The sequence below is a fragment of the Pseudomonas sp. S32 genome, from assembly GCF_016648095.1.
Lineage (GTDB): Bacteria > Pseudomonadota > Gammaproteobacteria > Pseudomonadales > Pseudomonadaceae > Aquipseudomonas > Aquipseudomonas parafulva.
This window is the reverse complement of record NZ_JACVVF010000013.1, coordinates 1-15,570: the sequence shown is the minus strand read 5'-3', so window position 1 is coordinate 15,570 and position 15,570 is coordinate 1. Positions and strand designations below refer to the sequence as shown.

General features: G+C 59.5%; 18 protein-coding genes, 1 other RNA gene and 2 pseudogenes. 4 read left to right on the top strand and 17 right to left on the bottom strand.

What is annotated here, in order from left to right:
* Window positions 1-76 precede the first annotated feature (76 nt).
* From IAE38_RS09435 to IAE38_RS09370, 15 genes and pseudogenes are all read right to left on the bottom strand, one after another.
* Window positions 77-529, bottom strand: a complete 453-nt coding sequence (locus IAE38_RS09435) for a Mor transcription activator family protein (protein ID WP_201217270.1) — start codon at window positions 527-529, stop codon at window positions 77-79.
* Complete coding sequence (locus IAE38_RS09430) at window positions 526-927, bottom strand: gp16 family protein (protein ID WP_201217268.1); 402 nt, start codon at window positions 925-927, stop codon at window positions 526-528. The genes IAE38_RS09435 and IAE38_RS09430 overlap by 4 nt, the downstream gene beginning before the upstream one ends.
* Window positions 924-1,610: a DUF2786 domain-containing protein gene (locus IAE38_RS09425; protein WP_201217265.1), complete on the bottom strand. Its 687-nt coding sequence runs from the start codon at window positions 1,608-1,610 to the stop codon at window positions 924-926. Before IAE38_RS09425 ends, IAE38_RS09430 begins: the two co-directional genes overlap by 4 nt.
* Before the next feature lie 28 nt (window positions 1,611-1,638).
* Window positions 1,639-2,049: a hypothetical protein gene (locus IAE38_RS09420; protein WP_201217262.1), complete on the bottom strand. Its 411-nt coding sequence runs from the start codon at window positions 2,047-2,049 to the stop codon at window positions 1,639-1,641.
* A gap of 5 nt (window positions 2,050-2,054) precedes the next feature.
* An RNA gene (locus tag IAE38_RS09415) (hammerhead ribozyme type II) lies at window positions 2,055-2,127 on the bottom strand.
* Window positions 2,126-2,359 carry a hypothetical protein gene (locus tag IAE38_RS09410; RefSeq protein ID WP_201217260.1) on the bottom strand — a complete coding sequence of 78 codons (234 nt, stop codon included), beginning with the start codon at window positions 2,357-2,359 and terminating at the stop codon, window positions 2,126-2,128. Before IAE38_RS09410 ends, IAE38_RS09415 begins: the two co-directional genes overlap by 2 nt.
* 40 nt (window positions 2,360-2,399) lie before the next feature.
* Complete coding sequence (locus tag IAE38_RS09405) at window positions 2,400-3,044, bottom strand: DUF3164 family protein (RefSeq protein ID WP_201217257.1); 645 nt, start codon at window positions 3,042-3,044, stop codon at window positions 2,400-2,402.
* A complete protein-coding gene (locus tag IAE38_RS09400) occupies window positions 3,041-3,517 on the bottom strand; it encodes a hypothetical protein (protein ID WP_201217255.1) in 477 nt (158 codons plus the stop codon). The genes IAE38_RS09405 and IAE38_RS09400 overlap by 4 nt, the downstream gene beginning before the upstream one ends.
* Entirely contained in the window at window positions 3,510-4,007 is a 498-nt protein-coding gene (locus IAE38_RS09395) for a hypothetical protein (RefSeq protein ID WP_201217253.1), read from the bottom strand. Before IAE38_RS09395 ends, IAE38_RS09400 begins: the two co-directional genes overlap by 8 nt.
* Window positions 4,007-4,582, bottom strand: a complete 576-nt coding sequence (locus tag IAE38_RS09390) for a hypothetical protein (protein ID WP_201217251.1) — start codon at window positions 4,580-4,582, stop codon at window positions 4,007-4,009. The genes IAE38_RS09395 and IAE38_RS09390 overlap by 1 nt, the downstream gene beginning before the upstream one ends.
* A 246-nt stretch (window positions 4,583-4,828) precedes the next feature.
* Complete coding sequence (locus tag IAE38_RS09385; protein WP_201217249.1) at window positions 4,829-5,566, bottom strand: hypothetical protein; 738 nt, start codon at window positions 5,564-5,566, stop codon at window positions 4,829-4,831.
* Complete coding sequence (locus IAE38_RS09380) at window positions 5,566-6,288, bottom strand: AAA family ATPase (protein WP_201217247.1); 723 nt, start codon at window positions 6,286-6,288, stop codon at window positions 5,566-5,568. Before IAE38_RS09380 ends, IAE38_RS09385 begins: the two co-directional genes overlap by 1 nt.
* Before the next feature lie 56 nt (window positions 6,289-6,344).
* Window positions 6,345-7,658 (bottom strand): Mu transposase C-terminal domain-containing protein, encoded by a 1,314-nt coding sequence (locus IAE38_RS09375; RefSeq protein WP_236403783.1) that lies wholly within the window; start codon window positions 7,656-7,658, stop codon window positions 6,345-6,347.
* Between the two features lie 441 nt (window positions 7,659-8,099).
* Window positions 8,100-8,348, bottom strand: a pseudogene (locus IAE38_RS24265) (DNA-binding protein); the annotation flags it as partial.
* Window positions 8,349-8,386: 38 nt separating this feature from the next.
* Window positions 8,387-8,728: a helix-turn-helix domain-containing protein gene (locus IAE38_RS09370; RefSeq protein WP_201217422.1), complete on the bottom strand. Its 342-nt coding sequence runs from the start codon at window positions 8,726-8,728 to the stop codon at window positions 8,387-8,389.
* 158 nt (window positions 8,729-8,886) lie between these two features.
* Here IAE38_RS09370 and IAE38_RS09365 point away from each other — a divergent pair, with 158 nt between their 5' ends.
* Window positions 8,887-9,594 (top strand): XRE family transcriptional regulator, encoded by a 708-nt coding sequence (locus tag IAE38_RS09365; protein ID WP_201217243.1) that lies wholly within the window; start codon window positions 8,887-8,889, stop codon window positions 9,592-9,594.
* A gap of 407 nt (window positions 9,595-10,001) precedes the next feature.
* On the opposite strand, the pseudogene IAE38_RS09360 reads toward IAE38_RS09365, so the two are convergent.
* A pseudogene (locus IAE38_RS09360) lies at window positions 10,002-10,163 on the bottom strand (LysR family transcriptional regulator); the annotation flags it as partial.
* A gap of 191 nt (window positions 10,164-10,354) precedes the next feature.
* On the opposite strand from IAE38_RS09360, the gene IAE38_RS09355 reads away from it, so the two are divergent.
* From IAE38_RS09355 to IAE38_RS09345, 3 genes are read left to right on the top strand one after another with little or no spacing between them, the layout of a single operon-like run.
* Entirely contained in the window at window positions 10,355-11,659 is a 1,305-nt protein-coding gene (locus tag IAE38_RS09355; RefSeq protein ID WP_201217241.1) for an MFS transporter, read from the top strand.
* A 29-nt stretch (window positions 11,660-11,688) separates the two neighbouring features.
* On the top strand, window positions 11,689-12,930 hold the full coding sequence (locus tag IAE38_RS09350) for a Zn-dependent hydrolase (RefSeq protein WP_201217238.1): 1,242 nt from the start codon (window positions 11,689-11,691) through the stop codon (window positions 12,928-12,930).
* Complete coding sequence (locus tag IAE38_RS09345; protein WP_201217235.1) at window positions 12,930-13,955, top strand: histone deacetylase family protein; 1,026 nt, start codon at window positions 12,930-12,932, stop codon at window positions 13,953-13,955. Before IAE38_RS09350 ends, IAE38_RS09345 begins: the two co-directional genes overlap by 1 nt.
* Before the next feature lie 16 nt (window positions 13,956-13,971).
* Here IAE38_RS09345 and IAE38_RS09340 read toward each other — a convergent pair whose 3' ends face one another.
* Complete coding sequence (locus tag IAE38_RS09340) at window positions 13,972-15,264, bottom strand: MFS transporter (protein ID WP_201164401.1); 1,293 nt, start codon at window positions 15,262-15,264, stop codon at window positions 13,972-13,974.
* Between the last annotated feature and the right edge of the window lie 306 nt (window positions 15,265-15,570).

The window sequence follows — 15,570 nt, the reverse complement described above, 5'->3', positions numbered from 1 at the left end:
CCGCGCAAGGCAGGTGCTGTATTTCCGGGGGATTTAAGCAGCAAGCCCCGCTGTCAGCGGGGCTTGAGGGACGCGGTCAATGCAGCCGCTTGGGGGCATCCTGATACCCGAACAGGTCAGGCTCTTGCTGCCGGTGTAGGACACGCTGGCGGGCAATGATGTCATAAACCGCCTGACTGGATAGATCAAACTTACGGGCCAAGGCATCGGGACGCACATTCTTGTCGCGCCATTCACGGAAAATCTCCGCATCTCGCAAAGCCCGACGTAATGCATCGCCACGAGGTATGTAGACCACAGCGCCGCCCATCGTCTGGCAGATCGCGTAGACCACTGCACGGGCGATCCTCGCTACGTCCTCAGCTTTATCTGGCAGCTCCTGCTGCAACTGGTTTTCAGCAAGACTGGACATCTCTACAAGCGTCCCCTGCCACCGGGCGAGCACCACCGCATCCTCCATGTGGGCCAACACCTTGTCCGGATCTAGCTTATCAACCTCACCGCTTCCGAATAACTCGCCATTACTCATTGCCGCCTCCCGTGTCGTTTCGCGTCCTTGGCCAGCGCGGCAACCACGCCACCCAGTTGCTTAGCGTCAAGCCACTCCAGCCGCTCGACCTGGTACAACCGCTTGGCCAGGCCATCACCGTACTCCCATGGCCGGCCAGCCTCGGCCAGTTGAGCCTCGATCTTGCCGACCAGCTTTGCCTTGTCCGCAGCAGGCTTGGGCTTGCCCCGGCCTTGCTTCGACTTCCAGCCCAGTCGCTCAAACTCCTGCAGCACCTTCGCTACTTGCAGGGGGCTCAAGTCCTTGGCAGATGACTGGCCGGTGACCCGGCTCAGCAGGGCGCGGTAAGTTTCGTCATCAAGGCCGAGTTCTTTCGCGGCAATGTGGATCTTGCTGAGCTGCTGATTGCGCCGGTTCATGACGGCACCTGCGCCAGTGCCAAAGGCGCCGCTGTGGTCATGCCGTGGTTAAGGCTTACATCACCCGCAGCCAACATGCCATGCAGGGCATCCGTTATGGCCCGAACCCCAGCCTTACGGCGTGCTGTGGCGTTGCGATCCCGCTGCTTTAGTTGCACCAGGTCGGGATAGTGATGTGCCAGGTACTGCTCGACGGCGGGGGACAGCTTGGCTCCAGCGAACTCCGACACCTGCTCACGCACGGCATGAACCCATGCCTCGCAGAACACATCAGCGCGCCGTACCTTAGTAGCCAGTTTGCAGCGCTGGAGCTTGGTCAGCGTGAAGTCGCGGCGTGCCTGGCGCACTTGGCGTAGCAGCACAGTCATTGTGTACCCAGCCACCTCGGCCATCTCACCAATGAAGTTCCAGCGACCGATCCCACTGGCAAACAGCACCTTACAGGCGTAGGCCCTCGAAACGATGTTGGCCAGCTGCCCCTCCCACTTCGCCGGGGTCTTCTTAGACCCGGCAACGGCGGCGTACTCCATCACATCAGCCATGTTCACATCTGTCTGGCCAATGCCATGCTCTTTCATCAGCGCATGGGCCTGACGCATCGCCGCCGCCGCCTCGTGAGGGTTGGCACTGGTGGCCAACCTCAGGCATTTCTTGATCTTGTCCAGGGCCTTTTTACGGTCCATGAGGTTTCCTATCTACGTGTGTCGCTGCTCAGTGCAAGCGCTCGATGCTGGTGTTGTTGGCTTTCAGGTGCTTCTTCAGTGAGTTGAAGCTTTTCCAGTGGCTTGAGTAGGTAAACCACTTCCTTTCTGCGTCCTTGTCCGCTTTGCGCTTTCCGTACATCTTCCGGGTGAACTCAAGGTCTGCTTTGGTAAACAGACGGCGGGAAATCTTGCGGTAGAAGCGGCGAGTTTCCTCGTGCTCAGCCACTCCAGTGTCGTGGTCGCAGCTGAACCAGATCCCCTTGATGCTTCCATTCACATAGATGTCGGTGCCCCAACATTTCTTGCCCGGCTCGGTGACCTGGAGCAGGTCGACCACAAAGCCGTCGCACTTCAACCTCATGGTCCCGTAAGGGGTATCCATCTGTCGTTTCAGTTCATCCCAGTCTGCTTGCTGCATCTCGTCCTCGGCTGCTCGTCAGTACCCGGCCACCACGGCGGGCAGACCAACCCCGGCTAGGCCGGGGCGGTTTCGCTTAGTGGATGGTGGGTTTGGTTTGCAACAGCTCGCGGTACGCCTCGCACGCCTCGCAGTCACAACCCGCTTCAGCCGATGCGACCGGCAGGGGGATGCGCCCAACCAGCTTGGCACCCTTCATCATGGCGCCTACTACACGCCCAGCGGCGCTGTTGTGCAGGTCAGATGTGTTATCGACCTCGATGCGGACGCCAGCTTCGTTGTCTTCTACGGTGATCTGGAACTTGGCCATTCTTACTTCTCACAGAAAATTGGTGGTGATTGCAGGCGGATCAGTGCACGGAGTGGATGGTGGTGTTCAACGAAGCGCTCGCGATGTCGAGCGGGATCGGCACGTACTGCTCCGACTCACCGATGCGCTGGTACACGCGGATGTAGCTTTTGGAGCCGACTACCTGGACGGCGTCACCGATGGCCTCCATGGCGCGCTGCCACCGGGCGTCTGTGATCTCCATGCGGCGCAGGGCGAGGACTCGGCCGGTGCTGATTTCGCCCTGCTTGTCGGCCCGGAACGCCTCGTTGACGATGGCTCGTACTTCGGACCGGGCGTCCTGCGTCCACTCAGTCAGGCACTCATCGATCAGGGCGCGGGCGGCCTGCAGGCGCTCGTCAAAGCGGATGTTGTCCTGGGCGGCTCGCACGATCTTGTACTGGCCATCGAACGACATCAGCGTGATGTTGCCTTTCTTGCCGCCGACCTTGGCGTTGTACTGCTCGGCCGACATGTCTACGAAGGCTTGGATGTCGCCAAATGCGTCGGTCTTGAAGTCGGCCAGCGTCTTCGATACCACCAGCGCCTTTGCCACCAGCTCAAGCACCAGGTCATTGCGTGCCATGTCGATTGGCTTAACCAGGTCCAGCGGAACCAGGTGGCCTTTGGCGTCTTTCAGAAAACCCTCAGGAACGTTGTTGATCATCGTTGTTGCTCCATAGTCTTTTGTTCAGTTTCTTGCAGCTGCGCGGCGATCTGCCCCGCCCGCTGCCGGGTGTATTCGATCTGCTTATCCGTTTTCGGCGAGGTGACCGTCTGGGCACGCACCCGTCCTTTCAGCACACCGACGATTCCGTCCAGGGCCACGTTGCCGGTCTTCACCTGGCCATCAGTACGTGTTGGCTTAGGCAGCAAAGGCGGGAGCGGGCGCGGCTTGAGGTCGCGCAGGAACCGCGCTGGCGACGGCCACCTCTCGCAGCTGGCAAATAGCGACTCGAATGTCTCCTTTATGCGTTCCGCGTCCAGCGCTTGATCCCACTGCCGGTTTTTGGTGAGAGCCACCAACCAGATATCCAACGTTAAGTTCACCGCGTCTGCGGGAGGGGCGCCGTCCAGGCGCAGGGTAACCAGCCCCTGGAAGCCCGCGACGATGGCCCGCTCAAACCATTTCTCAGCCATTCAAGCGATCCTGAAGTGCGGCCAGCGCTGAAGTTGTCTGGCTTTGTGGACGGTTATTGAGGCGTGGTTGCTGTCGCATCTCCGGTGCCAAAACCGGCGCCAAGGCCTGAGCCTGGCCCTGGTATTGGGTCATCACCTGGTACAGCCAGCCGTGACCCTTGAGTGGCGTCACCAGCCGCCCGGTTTCCCGCGCAGCCAAAGTCTGGTCGATGGCCCAAACCCAGCACTCATGCGGGGCTTCGAACACCTGGCCACCACGCTCGATGCGCTGGGCCTGAACGTCTGGCAGCAGTTCGGTGAGCAGCTTGGCCACACGGTCCATGGTCAGCTCGCGGGTTTCAGGGCGGAACAGCCCGAGGTATCGCACCAGGGCGTGACCGAGCGAGCCGGACAGCTTGAAGGCAACACCCAGTGCATCGCGGGCGCCGTCGTGTGCGATCAGCGCGTCTAGTGAAAGGGTGGTGCCGCAGTTAGGGCAACGAGTGCGCATCAGTGCACCCCCGGCAGAATCGGAATTTCACGAGCACGGAAGTAGCTCGCATACACCGCTTTACCGCCGATCGGGTGTCCCGCACGCCATTTCATCAGCGCGTCCTGCTGGGTGAGTTCGGGCATTTGCAGGTGATACGCCTGTAGCTCCGACAGCAGAGCCTTGATGCGTTCCTCGCCAAATTGGGCGGCCACCGCGACCGGGGCGTTCCTGACCCCGTTCCAGCAATACGCTTCGATCATCCACGGCGTTTCCTGCGTGCCAGACGCCACCACTGGGGATTCATCCACTACGGAATGAACGGTTGCTTTGGTAGTCTGTTCAACTGCCATTTTTTCGCCTGAACTTTCGCGAAGCTTAAAAATAGCCCGCAGTTCACTTGCCTTGCTCAAAGCCCGAGCAAGAGCCGCAGCGAGGCCTACGCGTTTAGGTTCGTCATCTTTAATGCACAGAGTCATTTCGGCCTCCAGAGCAGTTTGGGTTGTATGGGCATTGCTGGCATGCGCGCCAGTGCTGCATGGCATGCGGGTTATGCGTTGGTGCAGATCTGTCATAAAACCGCTGGCATTGTTCAACGGTGATCGTCTCGCTTAATGCGATGCACTCGATGCGTCCAAGCACCGCAAGCACGCGACGCTCTACACCGGCTGTATTAGGACTTGGATACTTGTTAACCAACACCAGGCTCACAGCAGTTCGACTCATTTTGATTCGAGCAGCCGCACGAGTCCGACCGGTAGATTCGGCTTCGATTGCGAGTAGCCTGATGAACAGAGGTGGTTCAGCCCCCCAGGCAGAAATATCGACTTTGGCTTTGCCCATCACGCAAGCTCCAGCAAGACGCGTTGCAGCAAACTTTCAGTAGCGCCGCCCCGCCCGAGATCTAAGAGTTCTTGGAGGAGGGCACGCATTCTGATGTTCTCCTGCTGAACCTCATTCGCAGGTTCTGACGCCAGGGGAACCCCATCAATCCGGCGTTTCGTAAACACCACAGCATCTTGATTTTGGTCGAAAACGCGAACGTACTCTTCCCGTTGCACCACCGGGTATCGAGGCCCCGAGTAACCGTTAGGTTTCAACCGATACGAAACAGCGCGGCGCAGATCGCGATCAATTGCTTCGACATATCCCGCCTGGGCAAGAATCGATAAGTAATTGCTTGCGTAGGCTTGCGTGACCTTGACCCCGTCTGCTGATGAAAGCTCTGCTACTTCGGAGGCCGTTACTTCTCCCGCGATCTTCAGCGTGCGCCAGATATTTTCTAGCGCTCGCCCTTGCTGAGTCCGTTCACCATTTCGATTCAACCGTGGGTGTTCCGCCCCTTCATCTTGGATAAGGCGCCAGCGCTGATCGGGTTGTTTACCAGAGGCGTCGATAATCTCAACGACGCTCGCTTTGGCCATACACTTCACATACAAGAGTACGTTCGCAGCCGTCTCGCCAGTTCTTTTCGCTATCGACTTGGCTGAAAAATCATCGCGTGATTCCCGAATCGCCTCCCAGATCAATTGCCGTGGTTCTTTGCCGCCGGTTAAGCGCAGGTGTGCAGGACGTGCCATTAGTGAACCCTCCGGCTTGGAGCGTCGCCAGTGAACCAGCCCCGCTTGCCCCAAGTAGCCATGTCAACTCGATCCCACATGTTTGCGGCAGCCTCGCTCTGTACCTTATAGAGATTTACAGCAGCTCGGCGAAGGCAACCGCGGGTAGCGCGGCACAAGTCATCCAGCAAGTCCTCACCGATATTGAGTTTCGGGTAGCTGGCCCTTGCAAGTTCGGCTAGGTCTTCTACTGATGCTGGTTGAGCAGGGACCCACTCCATCACTCGGTTATGCAGCCGCTCTAGTTTCGATAGAGACGCTGGCACCCGTTCCTCTCCTATCAGAACAATGGTCCCTTGGCTTGCGTTGTAGAGGTCGGTAAGTACGTTCGCTATGGCTTTATCGAGCATGTACTGGACGTCATCCACGATCAGTGGACGCATTGACCGGGACAACTGCTCAGCAATTTGATCCATCATTTCACTTAACGTACGACCTGGAGCAATTGCCATTTCTTTGAGTACAGCCAGCAGGAACGCTTTTTTCGACCAAGTGTCCCGGCACTCTACGTAGTAAGCGCGGTGCTGATTTGCAGCAAATGCCGCTGCGACAGACTTGCCCAAACCACTTGGTCCGTACATCACTACCAAGCCCGGAAGGCCTGCCGGACGAGCTTGGGCACGCTGCATGGCTCCCCCTAGCAACCCGACATTGGTAAGAGCTACGATTTTAGTTACACTCACTGTGTTTTCTCCTTTCTAGCGTGCGCCAACACGCTGACTCCAGTAAACGCGGGCTCTCAACCCGCGTGTTTTTCAAAACCTTCCATCAGTTCGCGCTGATAAATCAGATCAGGGTGTGTGGAGTAGCCTTTCCACCAGCGCGCTTCAGCTTCGCTGAGCTGTTCGCCAGCCGCCTGGCGTTTATCCAGCTTTTTCCACACGCGATAACGCTCTACATCGTTGTTCGGTATTGCGAAAGTGGCCTGCTGAGCCACCATTTCTCTTGCGTATCCCATCACTGCAGCTCGCTCTTCATCGGGCAATACTGCCGACGGCGCAGTGGTGGGGGCGATCATCTCCACACGATGTCCTGTGAGCACCTCAAGTTTGTCCACCGCTCTCTTGTACTGGCCTTTTTCCCGCTTCTCTCGAGCAAGCTCTACCATGGTCAGCGGCATGTAGTCGGTGCTGTTGCCGTCGAGCTGTGCAGCGCCAATCAGTTCGCCTTCCTGCGTGTAAGCCCACACCTGGCTAGCATCTCTAACGTCATAGGCAATGCGTATTTCTTGCCCATGTAAGGGTGTTAAATCCGCCATGAAATATGTATTGCCAGCCCAGGCGATCTCGCCACGCCGCGTGGTCCTACTCACCTGAGGTCGCATCAGGGATTCCACCATGACGCTTGAAGCACACATTGGCTCCCATCCTTCAGCGATTGCAGCCCGCCAGGCTTCGTCTGGTGTCATATGCCGGACAATTCCACTTACCGGGTCCCTTGTCTTAGCCAGGCCCCGGTGCGGGGTACTGTTGTAGATAACAATTTCCTGCTCCATGCCGGCCATAAACACGCCGAATTCCGGGATAAGTTGAGACTTTCCAGTCAGCCGAAGTTGTTTTCTACCGACCCTGTGTACTTTTGTACCAGCGTGTTTGTCCATGTCTGCCCCAATATATGAGGTCAGTTTTTTTGCGGCCCGGACCCAGATCGTTTGATGCCCCCGTTCCGATAGACCGCGTGCTTGGCTGTTGTACGGCAAGGAGTGGGTCATTGTCCCGCCTAGTCGGTCTACAACTTCGCGCACCGTATCGTTCGCAAAACCTGAGCCGTTATCCACATAGAAAATGGAGAACATGCACTCGCGGACAGCGTCGCGTAGGGCATCCAGCACGCCTATTGCCGATTCTGCCTCACCAACAGAGACTCCAACTACGCGCCTGGTTGCTACATCCAACACAGTTGTGATCTCCGGCCTATAGGGCTTGCCGGTCAGTGGATTAATGACTTCAGCGTCAAATTTATGTCCATCCGCTGTGTAAACATCCCCTGGATAAAGATTCTTCGTAGAGCGTCGGCGAAATGGTTTGAGCGCTTTGAGTTCCTGGGGGCTCATGCGACCTGCGTTCAATGCGTCTGGCGATAGTTTCTTTAGGAATCGCTGTACGGCGTAAATACTTGGCAGTTCGCCTTTCCATGTGTCTGTGAATTCTGCATAGCTTGCGGCCACGCTTGGCTTTGTCGGGCGTTGGTAGCACCTCAGAAAGCACACCAGCCATTCCGGAGTATCCAAGCTTGGCCGCTGTCTCAATGGAGCCAGTGAAGTCTCATCACGTCCGGAGGCTCGCCAGACTGATAGCCAGCGTTTCAAAGTTCTCTCCGAAAGCCCTCGACTGCCTGTAGTCCGATCGTTCGCAATGTCTACGCAGCTCTGCAGGTACGGCGACAATGTGCCTTGTTGTGCGCTGGTCACCATCGCTTGGATAGCTGCTTTTTGCGGGAAGTGTACGCACACACGCTCTATCTCCCGGCAGAACGCTAAGCGAGCAATCATCACCTCTCTTTGTTTCTCAGTTAGGCGGGATGCCCCTTTTGACACAGTCGCCTCAGTCAAAACCACGTCAGTCTGGTTTGGAGCTGATGGGTGTCCCGATACCGCCCGCGAAATGATTGCAGCTTGCGTTTCTGCGGGCAGGGAGGAATAGGGATATTCCACAGCCTTAGTGCCCGCTCGACGTTGCCCGGCCCATCCTTCACGTTCGGCCATAGCCCGGACATTTCGGTCGGTACTGGGCATGCCTGGCATGCCGGCAAGCTCTTGCGCAGTAAGCCACCTGAGCATGGCTAAAACTCCGAATCAGTTTTGCAGTGCGGATCTGTGGCGTAACCGCTATCCTCTAACGTCCTCTTCAGGCGATTTTTTTCTGGACGATTTGGCCGCTGTCTGCGTGGCATTCCATCCACGTCCCAGCGATCCGGCCAGAGCAGCTGTGGAGAGGTGCCGAGCCGACTCGCAATTTCGCGCTCAATTCGCGGGTATGGAGCGTGTTTAACGGCGCGGATGGCGCGGTCTGTAACGCCCAGCTGCCTTGCTAGCTCGGCGGGAGAACAGCCACGAACCCGAAGCTGAAATTTGATCCACTCCCAGCGCGCTTCTACATCGCGAGGCAGGTCAGTTATATCCATGGGGTCTACCCGTTTTAGTGAGTGATTATCTAGGCCGTCTAACTGCCTGTTGCGGATATGATTGCGCGAAAAAAAGGGCAGGTCAATCGGATAAAAGCGCATCCGATTCTTTTTTCTGATCATTTTGCGCGTAAATTTGAGTGAGCCCAGTAAAATCAATGACTTACAGACTATCGGATGATTCGGATGCGGAAAAAAATGAGCATCCGATTGCGGTCGCAGGAATCGGATGCTTCAAGGAACGTCTGAAGGAGGTAATGAAGGGTGGTAGTGCGCGCGGATTTGCGCGTGAGTGCGGATTATCAGAGGGAGCGATCCGCAGCTATCTGAGCGGTGAGACTTATCCGACCCTCGACCGACTCGCGCAGATCGCCGTTGCAGCCAGCGCGGATGCGATGTGGCTTGCATTTGGCATCACAAACGCTGCTCCCGGTATTTCTACCGATGACCAGTACACTTACATACCGCTCTATGACGCACGCATAAGCCAAGGGCACGGCGCCTGGCTGGATGGGGCTAAAGTCCTCACCATGCTGGCATTCACTAAACACAGCCTTCGCCGTAAGGGCTTGGAAGCAAGTCAGCTAGCTGCGGTCAGAGTGGACGGAGATTCGAACGAGCCAGTGCTAAGTGACGGCGATACAGTGATGGTGGATTTAGGTCGAAACACGCTCCAGGGCGAGGCGTTTTACGTGATACGCCTGGATGACCTGCTCTACGCAAAGCGCCTGCAGCGTCAGATCGATGGCGGTGTGGACATCATCAGTTCAAACCCGGCTTACACGACAATCAAGGTCCGGCCAGATCAGATGGAGAGCTTCCACGTAGTTGGACGCATCGTCTGGGCTGGTGGTTGGATGATTTAGCAATTTTGAGGGCTAGGGGTTTCTTTTTGTTGATCTCTGCTAGATATACAAATCACGCTCTAGCCCTCTAGTTCTGGGGCCTGCAGCGAAATTTTGAAAAGAAACAGCAGGTTCGTTTTCTCTTGAGGGCAATACGAACTGGATCTGATTTGAGTTTTGCTCTCTAGCCGGCTGGCATCGGGGGACCAGGCAGCTGAACCACTATTTACTAGCGGTGCCAAACTGCCCGCTAAAACGGTGCCCATCGGGCTAAAAACCGCTTAATTTGCGGTTTTTATTTTAGCGCTCTGATTGGCACCATTTGGCACTGTTTCTTTTCTTCTAGCCCAATGAATCCGGGCTTTTCCACATTCTTCCCGCTTCTTCCCGCCTGTTTTCTCTTAGTGCCAAACAGAACACCTCCTCACACGGCCCAGTTGCTGTTCCAGCCGTTTGAGCGCTTGGCTAACTGCCGGTTGGGTGAGGTGCAGCCGGGCGGCTGCACGGCTTATGGACAGCTCCTGGCCGATAACCCGGAAGGTACGCAGCAGGTTCCAGTCCAGTCGATCATTCAGCAGGCGCTCAGACATGGCAGGCTCGATAATAAGCGGGATTAATAATTGGCATAATAAATAGAAAATTGACTAATCATAGCCCCCAGACGATAAATCCCAGGCATCAAGGACGCTGCGATTGCCAAGATCCAGCAACCTGCCAAGCGCCAACAGAGCGCAACCGTGACCCCACACTCCTGCCAAAAGAACAAGCAAGGGAGCCTTCCATGCAAGCCACCGCAGCCCCTCAGCCGCGCCGTGCGGCCGCCGCCGCCTTTATCGGCACCATGATCGAGTGGTACGACTTCTACATCTACGCCACCGCCGCCGCGCTGGTGTTCGGGGCGCTGTTTTTCCCCTCCGACGACAGCCTTTTCAGCACCATGGCCGCTTTCGGCACCTTTGCCGTCGGGTTCTTCGCCCGGCCGCTGGGCGGCATCATCTTCGGCCACGTGGGCGACCGCATCGGGCGCAAGAAATCGCTGGTGATCACGCTGCTGATGATGGGCATCGTCACCGTGTGCATCGGCCTGTTGCCGACCTACGCGCAGATCGGCGCAACGGCGCCAGTGCTGCTGATACTGCTGCGGATCGTGCAGGGCATTGCCGTGGGGGGCGAGTGGGGCGGGGCGGTGCTGATGGCGGGCGAGCATGCACCCAAGGGCCGGCGCAACTTCTTTGCCTCGTTTGCCCAGCTGGGCAGCCCGGCCGGGCTGATCCTTTCGTTGCTGGCCTTCGGTGCGGTGACGCGCCTGCCTGAAGCAGACCTGATGAGCTGGGGCTGGCGCGTGCCGTTCCTGGCCAGCGCGCTGCTGTTGCTGGTGGGGTTGGCGATTCGCCTGGGGGTCAACGAGTCGCCCGAGTTCCTCGCCAGCCGCCAGCAAGCCGAAGCCGCACGGTGCCAGGAACAGGCGCCTGCCCTGGAGGTGCTGCGAACGGCCTGGCGCCCTCTGCTGCTGTGCATCGGTGCCAATACCCTTGGCATCGCGGGGGTCTACTTCACTAACACCTTCATGATCAGCTACACCACCCAGCAACTGCACCTGGAGCGCTCGCTGATTCTGCAATGCCTGTTCTTCGTCGCCGTTATTCAGTTCTGCGTGCAGCCGTTGGCCGCCTGGCTCTCGGAAAAAGTCGGTGCCACGCGTTTTCTGGCGTGGGTGGCATTGTTGGCCATGGCTTCGCCGTACCCCATGTTCGTGCTGGTCAGTTCCGGGCAGGGGCCGATGATCGTGCTGGGCATTGCCCTGGCTGCAGCCTGCATGGCCTCGTTCTACGCGGTGATCGCCGGTTACGTCAGTGGCATGTTCGAGACCCGGGTGCGCTACACCGCAATCTCCATGGCCTACCAGGTGTGCGGTGCCATTGCCGGCGGGCTCACGCCGCTGATCGGCACCTGGCTGGCCCATACCTTCACCGGCCAATGGTGGCCGATGGCGCTGTTCTACACCCTGATCGCCTCTGTTTCGCTGGTGTGCGTACTGGCCCTGGCGCGCCAGTACGCTCATAGCCAGCAGCTGCAACCGGCCTGATGAACCCCCACTGTTTCTGGAGTACCCGCATGTTGAAAAGCAATGGCGAGCGCCTGTGGGCGAGCCTGATGGCCATGGCCGAGATCGGCGCCACGGCACGGGGCGGCAGCTGCCGCCTGGCCCTGACCGAACAGGACAAGGCCGGGCGGGACCTGTTCAGCCACTGGTGCCGGGAAGCCGGCCTGACGCTGACCGTGGACGCCATCGGCAACCTGTTTGCCCGCCGCGCCGGCATTGATCCCACTGCTGCCCCGGTGATGATGGGCAGCCACCTGGACACTCAGCCCGAGGGTGGGCGCTTCGACGGCGTGTATGGGGTGCTGGCGGGGCTGGAGGTGCTACGGCGCCTGGATGACCTGGGCATCCGAACCCGCAAGCCGCTGGAGGTTGCGGTATGGACCAACGAGGAGGGCGCACGCTTCACCCCCGCGATGTTCGGTTCGGCGGTGTTCACTGGCGCCCTGACGCTGCAGGCGGCGTTGGCCATCCGTGATGCCGAGGGTATTACGGTGGCCGAGGCCTTGCGCACCACAGGCTACGCAGGCCAGCGGCCGCTTGGCGGCGAGGTGGATGCGTATTTCGAGGCCCATATCGAGCAGGGCCCGATTCTGGAGGACAATGCCAAGGCCATTGGCGTGGTCAGCGGCGGCCAGGCCATCCGCTGGCTGGATATCACCGTCGAAGGCATGGCTGCCCACGCCGGGACCACGCCCATGCCCCTGCGCAAGGACGCGCTATACGGCGCCGCCCGCATGATTCAGGCCGTCGAGCAACTGGCGGCCGACTTCGCCCCCCAGGGGCTGACCACCGTAGGCGAACTGACCATTGCCAAGGCCTCGCGCAACACCATCCCAGGGCAGGTACGGTTCACGGTAGACCTGCGCCACCACCGCGACCAGGCCATCGAAGCGATGGAGCACGAACTGACCCTGAAGCTGCAGGCCATCGCCCGCAACCGTGGCTTGCAGGTGCGTATCGAGCGCCACTGGGTGAGCCCGGCCACACCGTTCGATGCCGCGTGCGTGGCCGCCGTGCAACAGGCTGTGGACGGCCTGGGCTATACCCAGCAAGCCATTGTGAGCGGGGCCGGTCACGACGCTATCCTGCTGGCCCGGCATTGCCCCACAGCAATGGTGTTCATCCCCTGCGTGGGCGGGCTCAGCCATAACGAAGCCGAAGACGTGCTGTTTGATGACGCCCGCCAGGGCGCCGATGTGCTGCTTAATGCGGTGCTCGCGCGTGCGGGCCGCGTCGATGAAGGAGAAGCCTGATGCGTTGCTACTTCCACCCCGACCAGTTGCTGCATCACCCGCGCAGCTATTATTCCCGCGGCGCCATGCGTACGCCCCAGGAGGTGCCTGAGCGGGCGCTCAACCTGGTGCGGGCCGCCGAGACCCTGGGTTTCGACATTTGTGCACCGGCCGATGCCGGCCTGGCGCCCCTTGCAGCCGTGCATGGCGAGCCCTACCTGGCCTTTTTGCAAAGCGCCCACGCACATTGGAAGGAAGTGCCCGAAGACTGGGGGGACGAGGTGATGTCCAACATCTTCGTGCGTGAGCCCAATGCCTTGCGCGGTGTACTGGCCCAGGCGGGTCGCTACCTGGCGGACGGCAGTTGCCCGGTGGGCGAACACACCTGGCGTTCGGCCTACTGGTCGGCGCAAAGCGCAGTGGCTGCGGCCCAGGCCATCCTGGATGGCGAGCCGGCCGCCTACGCCTTGTGCCGCCCGCCGGGGCATCATGCGCGCTTCGATGCGGCAGGGGGCTTCTGCTACCTCAACAACGCAGCTGTCGCCGCCCAGGCCCTGCGCAGCCGTTACCGGCGCGTGGCGATTCTGGACACCGACATGCACCATGGCCAGGGTATTCAGGAAATTTTCTACGGGCGCAATGACGTGCTGTATGTGTCGGTACATGGCGATCCGACCAACTTCTACCCGGGCGTGGCCGGCTTCGATGATGAGCGTGGCGCGGGGGAAGGGCAGGGTTACAATCTGAACCTGCCGCTGGCGCACGGGGCCAGTGAAGCGGACTTCATGGCCAGCCTGGAGGTGGCCCTGGCTGCGGTGCGGGATTTTGGCGCCGAGGTGCTGGTGCTGTCGCTGGGCTTTGACATCTACGAGCTCGACCCGCAGAGCAAGGTAGCGGTCACCACCGCAGGCTTTGCCACATTGGGCGAGCGTGTTCGCGCCCTACGGCTCCCCAGCGTGATCGTGCAGGAAGGGGGCTATCACCTGGCAAGCCTGCAAACCAACGCCCAGGCGTTCTTCGGCCAGAAGGCCGACTGGGCGTTGTAGCCACTGGCCGCGGCGATCAAGCCTGCTCGATCGCCCGCGGTGCCATGAAGTACATCCAGACCAAGGCCAGGAAGTACATGGTCGGGATCATGGTGAACAGCACGGCATAATTATTGTGGGTGGCGGTTAGCACGCTGCCGACGATCTGGGTCATGAACATGCCGCCGATGGCGGCGCACATGCTGCCAAAGCCGAACACCGTACTGACCAGGTGTTTGGGGGTGTAGTCCATCACCAGGCTCCAGATGTTGGCCGTCCAGGCCTGGTGGGCGCCCACGGCCAGCGAAATGGCCAGCACCGCCACCCACAGGCCGCTGGCATTGGCGGCAAAGGTGACGCTGATCATGGTGCAGGCAAATACCAGCATCGACACCAGCCGCGCGCTGGTGGCCCGCACGCCACGGCCGATCAGCCACGATGACAACACGCCGCCGCCCACACTGCCGAAATCGGCGGTGAGCCAGATGATGATCAGCGGGATGCCCATTTGGGTTACGTCGATGCCCAGGCTGTATTGCTGGTTGAGAAACGGTGGCAGCCAGTACAGGTAGAACCAGAACACTGGCGCGGTGATGGCATACGCCACCGCGAAGGCCCAGGTGCCCCGCAGGCGCAATATGCGGCTGAAGGGCACGCGGGTAGGCTCGGGTTCGGCGTCCTGTTGAATGTACTGCACTTCGCTCTGGCGTACGCTGGGGTGTTGCTCCGGGTCGTGGTACTTGAGCAGCCAGAACACCACCCACACCAGCCCCAGGCAACCCATGGCAATGAACGCGGCCTGCCAGCCCCACACGGCCAGGATCACCGGCAGCAGCGCGGGGGTGACCATGGCACCCACATTGGTGCCTGCGTTGAACAGGCCGGTGGCGATGGCGCGTTCGCCGGCTGGGAACCACAGGCGCACGGTCTTGACGCAGGCTGGGTAGTTGGCGGCTTCGGTGAGGCCCAGGATGAACCGGCATACCATGAAGCCTGCCGCGGAGGTAGCCAGGCCGTGGGCGCCGGTGGCGAGGCTCCACAGCAACACCGCGAAGAAGAACGCGCGTTTGACGCCGACCTTGTCGATCAGCCGGCCTTGTAGCAGGAAGCCGATGGCGTAGCCGACCTGGAACCAGAAGTTGATATTGGCGTAGTCCATGGCCGTCCAGCTCATTTCCTTGGCCAGGACGGGTTGCATGATGCCCAGGGCTGCGCGGTCTATGTAGTTGAGCGTGGTGGCGAAGAACACCAGGGCGAGCATGCCCCAGCGGGTTTTGCCGACGGCGAGGGCGCTGCGCAGCTTTGAGGGGGCTGGGTGGGTATGGGTCATAAAACTGCTCGTTCTTGAAATTGTAGTCAGTAGCGGTGGGCGTGGCCGTTTTGGGGCAGAGGCACGCGAGGCTGGTGCATGGTGGGGAGTGATGTCTGTGGCGTCAATTCTACGTCGGGGTAAGTGTTCGGTAACCGAACGGTAGGGGCTTCACGGGCAGATTCGGTTTTGCTCGGTTTATGCGGCTGCTCTGAAGATCTTGAAGCTTGAAGCTTTATTGCTTTGCGTGGGTGTTGAGAATGGGCATGGTCCATTTGCGATGGAGACGCTTATTCACCTTTTCGCCCTTACGGCGAGTCACTTTTT

Coding starts and splice junctions, on each gene's coding strand:
- IAE38_RS09420 (WP_201217262.1), bottom strand. CDS start 2,049: ATGCAGCAAGCAGACTGGGATGAACTGAAACGACAGATGGATACCCCT.
- IAE38_RS09435 (WP_201217270.1), bottom strand. CDS start 529: ATGAGTAATGGCGAGTTATTCGGAAGCGGTGAGGTTGATAAGCTAGAT.
- IAE38_RS09340 (WP_201164401.1), bottom strand. CDS start 15,264: ATGACCCATACCCACCCAGCCCCCTCAAAGCTGCGCAGCGCCCTCGCC.
- IAE38_RS09405 (WP_201217257.1), bottom strand. CDS start 3,044: ATGATCAACAACGTTCCTGAGGGTTTTCTGAAAGACGCCAAAGGCCAC.
- IAE38_RS09395 (WP_201217253.1), bottom strand. CDS start 4,007: ATGCGCACTCGTTGCCCTAACTGCGGCACCACCCTTTCACTAGACGCG.
- IAE38_RS09430 (WP_201217268.1), bottom strand. CDS start 927: ATGAACCGGCGCAATCAGCAGCTCAGCAAGATCCACATTGCCGCGAAA.
- IAE38_RS09375 (WP_236403783.1), bottom strand. CDS start 7,658: ATGAGCCCCCAGGAACTCAAAGCGCTCAAACCATTTCGCCGACGCTCT.
- IAE38_RS09365 (WP_201217243.1), top strand. CDS start 8,887: ATGACTTACAGACTATCGGATGATTCGGATGCGGAAAAAAATGAGCAT.
- IAE38_RS09370 (WP_201217422.1), bottom strand. CDS start 8,728: ATGGATATAACTGACCTGCCTCGCGATGTAGAAGCGCGCTGGGAGTGG.
- IAE38_RS09410 (WP_201217260.1), bottom strand. CDS start 2,359: ATGGCCAAGTTCCAGATCACCGTAGAAGACAACGAAGCTGGCGTCCGC.
- IAE38_RS09355 (WP_201217241.1), top strand. CDS start 10,355: ATGCAAGCCACCGCAGCCCCTCAGCCGCGCCGTGCGGCCGCCGCCGCC.
- IAE38_RS09345 (WP_201217235.1), top strand. CDS start 12,930: ATGCGTTGCTACTTCCACCCCGACCAGTTGCTGCATCACCCGCGCAGC.
- IAE38_RS09385 (WP_201217249.1), bottom strand. CDS start 5,566: ATGGCACGTCCTGCACACCTGCGCTTAACCGGCGGCAAAGAACCACGG.
- IAE38_RS09350 (WP_201217238.1), top strand. CDS start 11,689: ATGTTGAAAAGCAATGGCGAGCGCCTGTGGGCGAGCCTGATGGCCATG.
- IAE38_RS09425 (WP_201217265.1), bottom strand. CDS start 1,610: ATGGACCGTAAAAAGGCCCTGGACAAGATCAAGAAATGCCTGAGGTTG.
- IAE38_RS09400 (WP_201217255.1), bottom strand. CDS start 3,517: ATGGCTGAGAAATGGTTTGAGCGGGCCATCGTCGCGGGCTTCCAGGGG.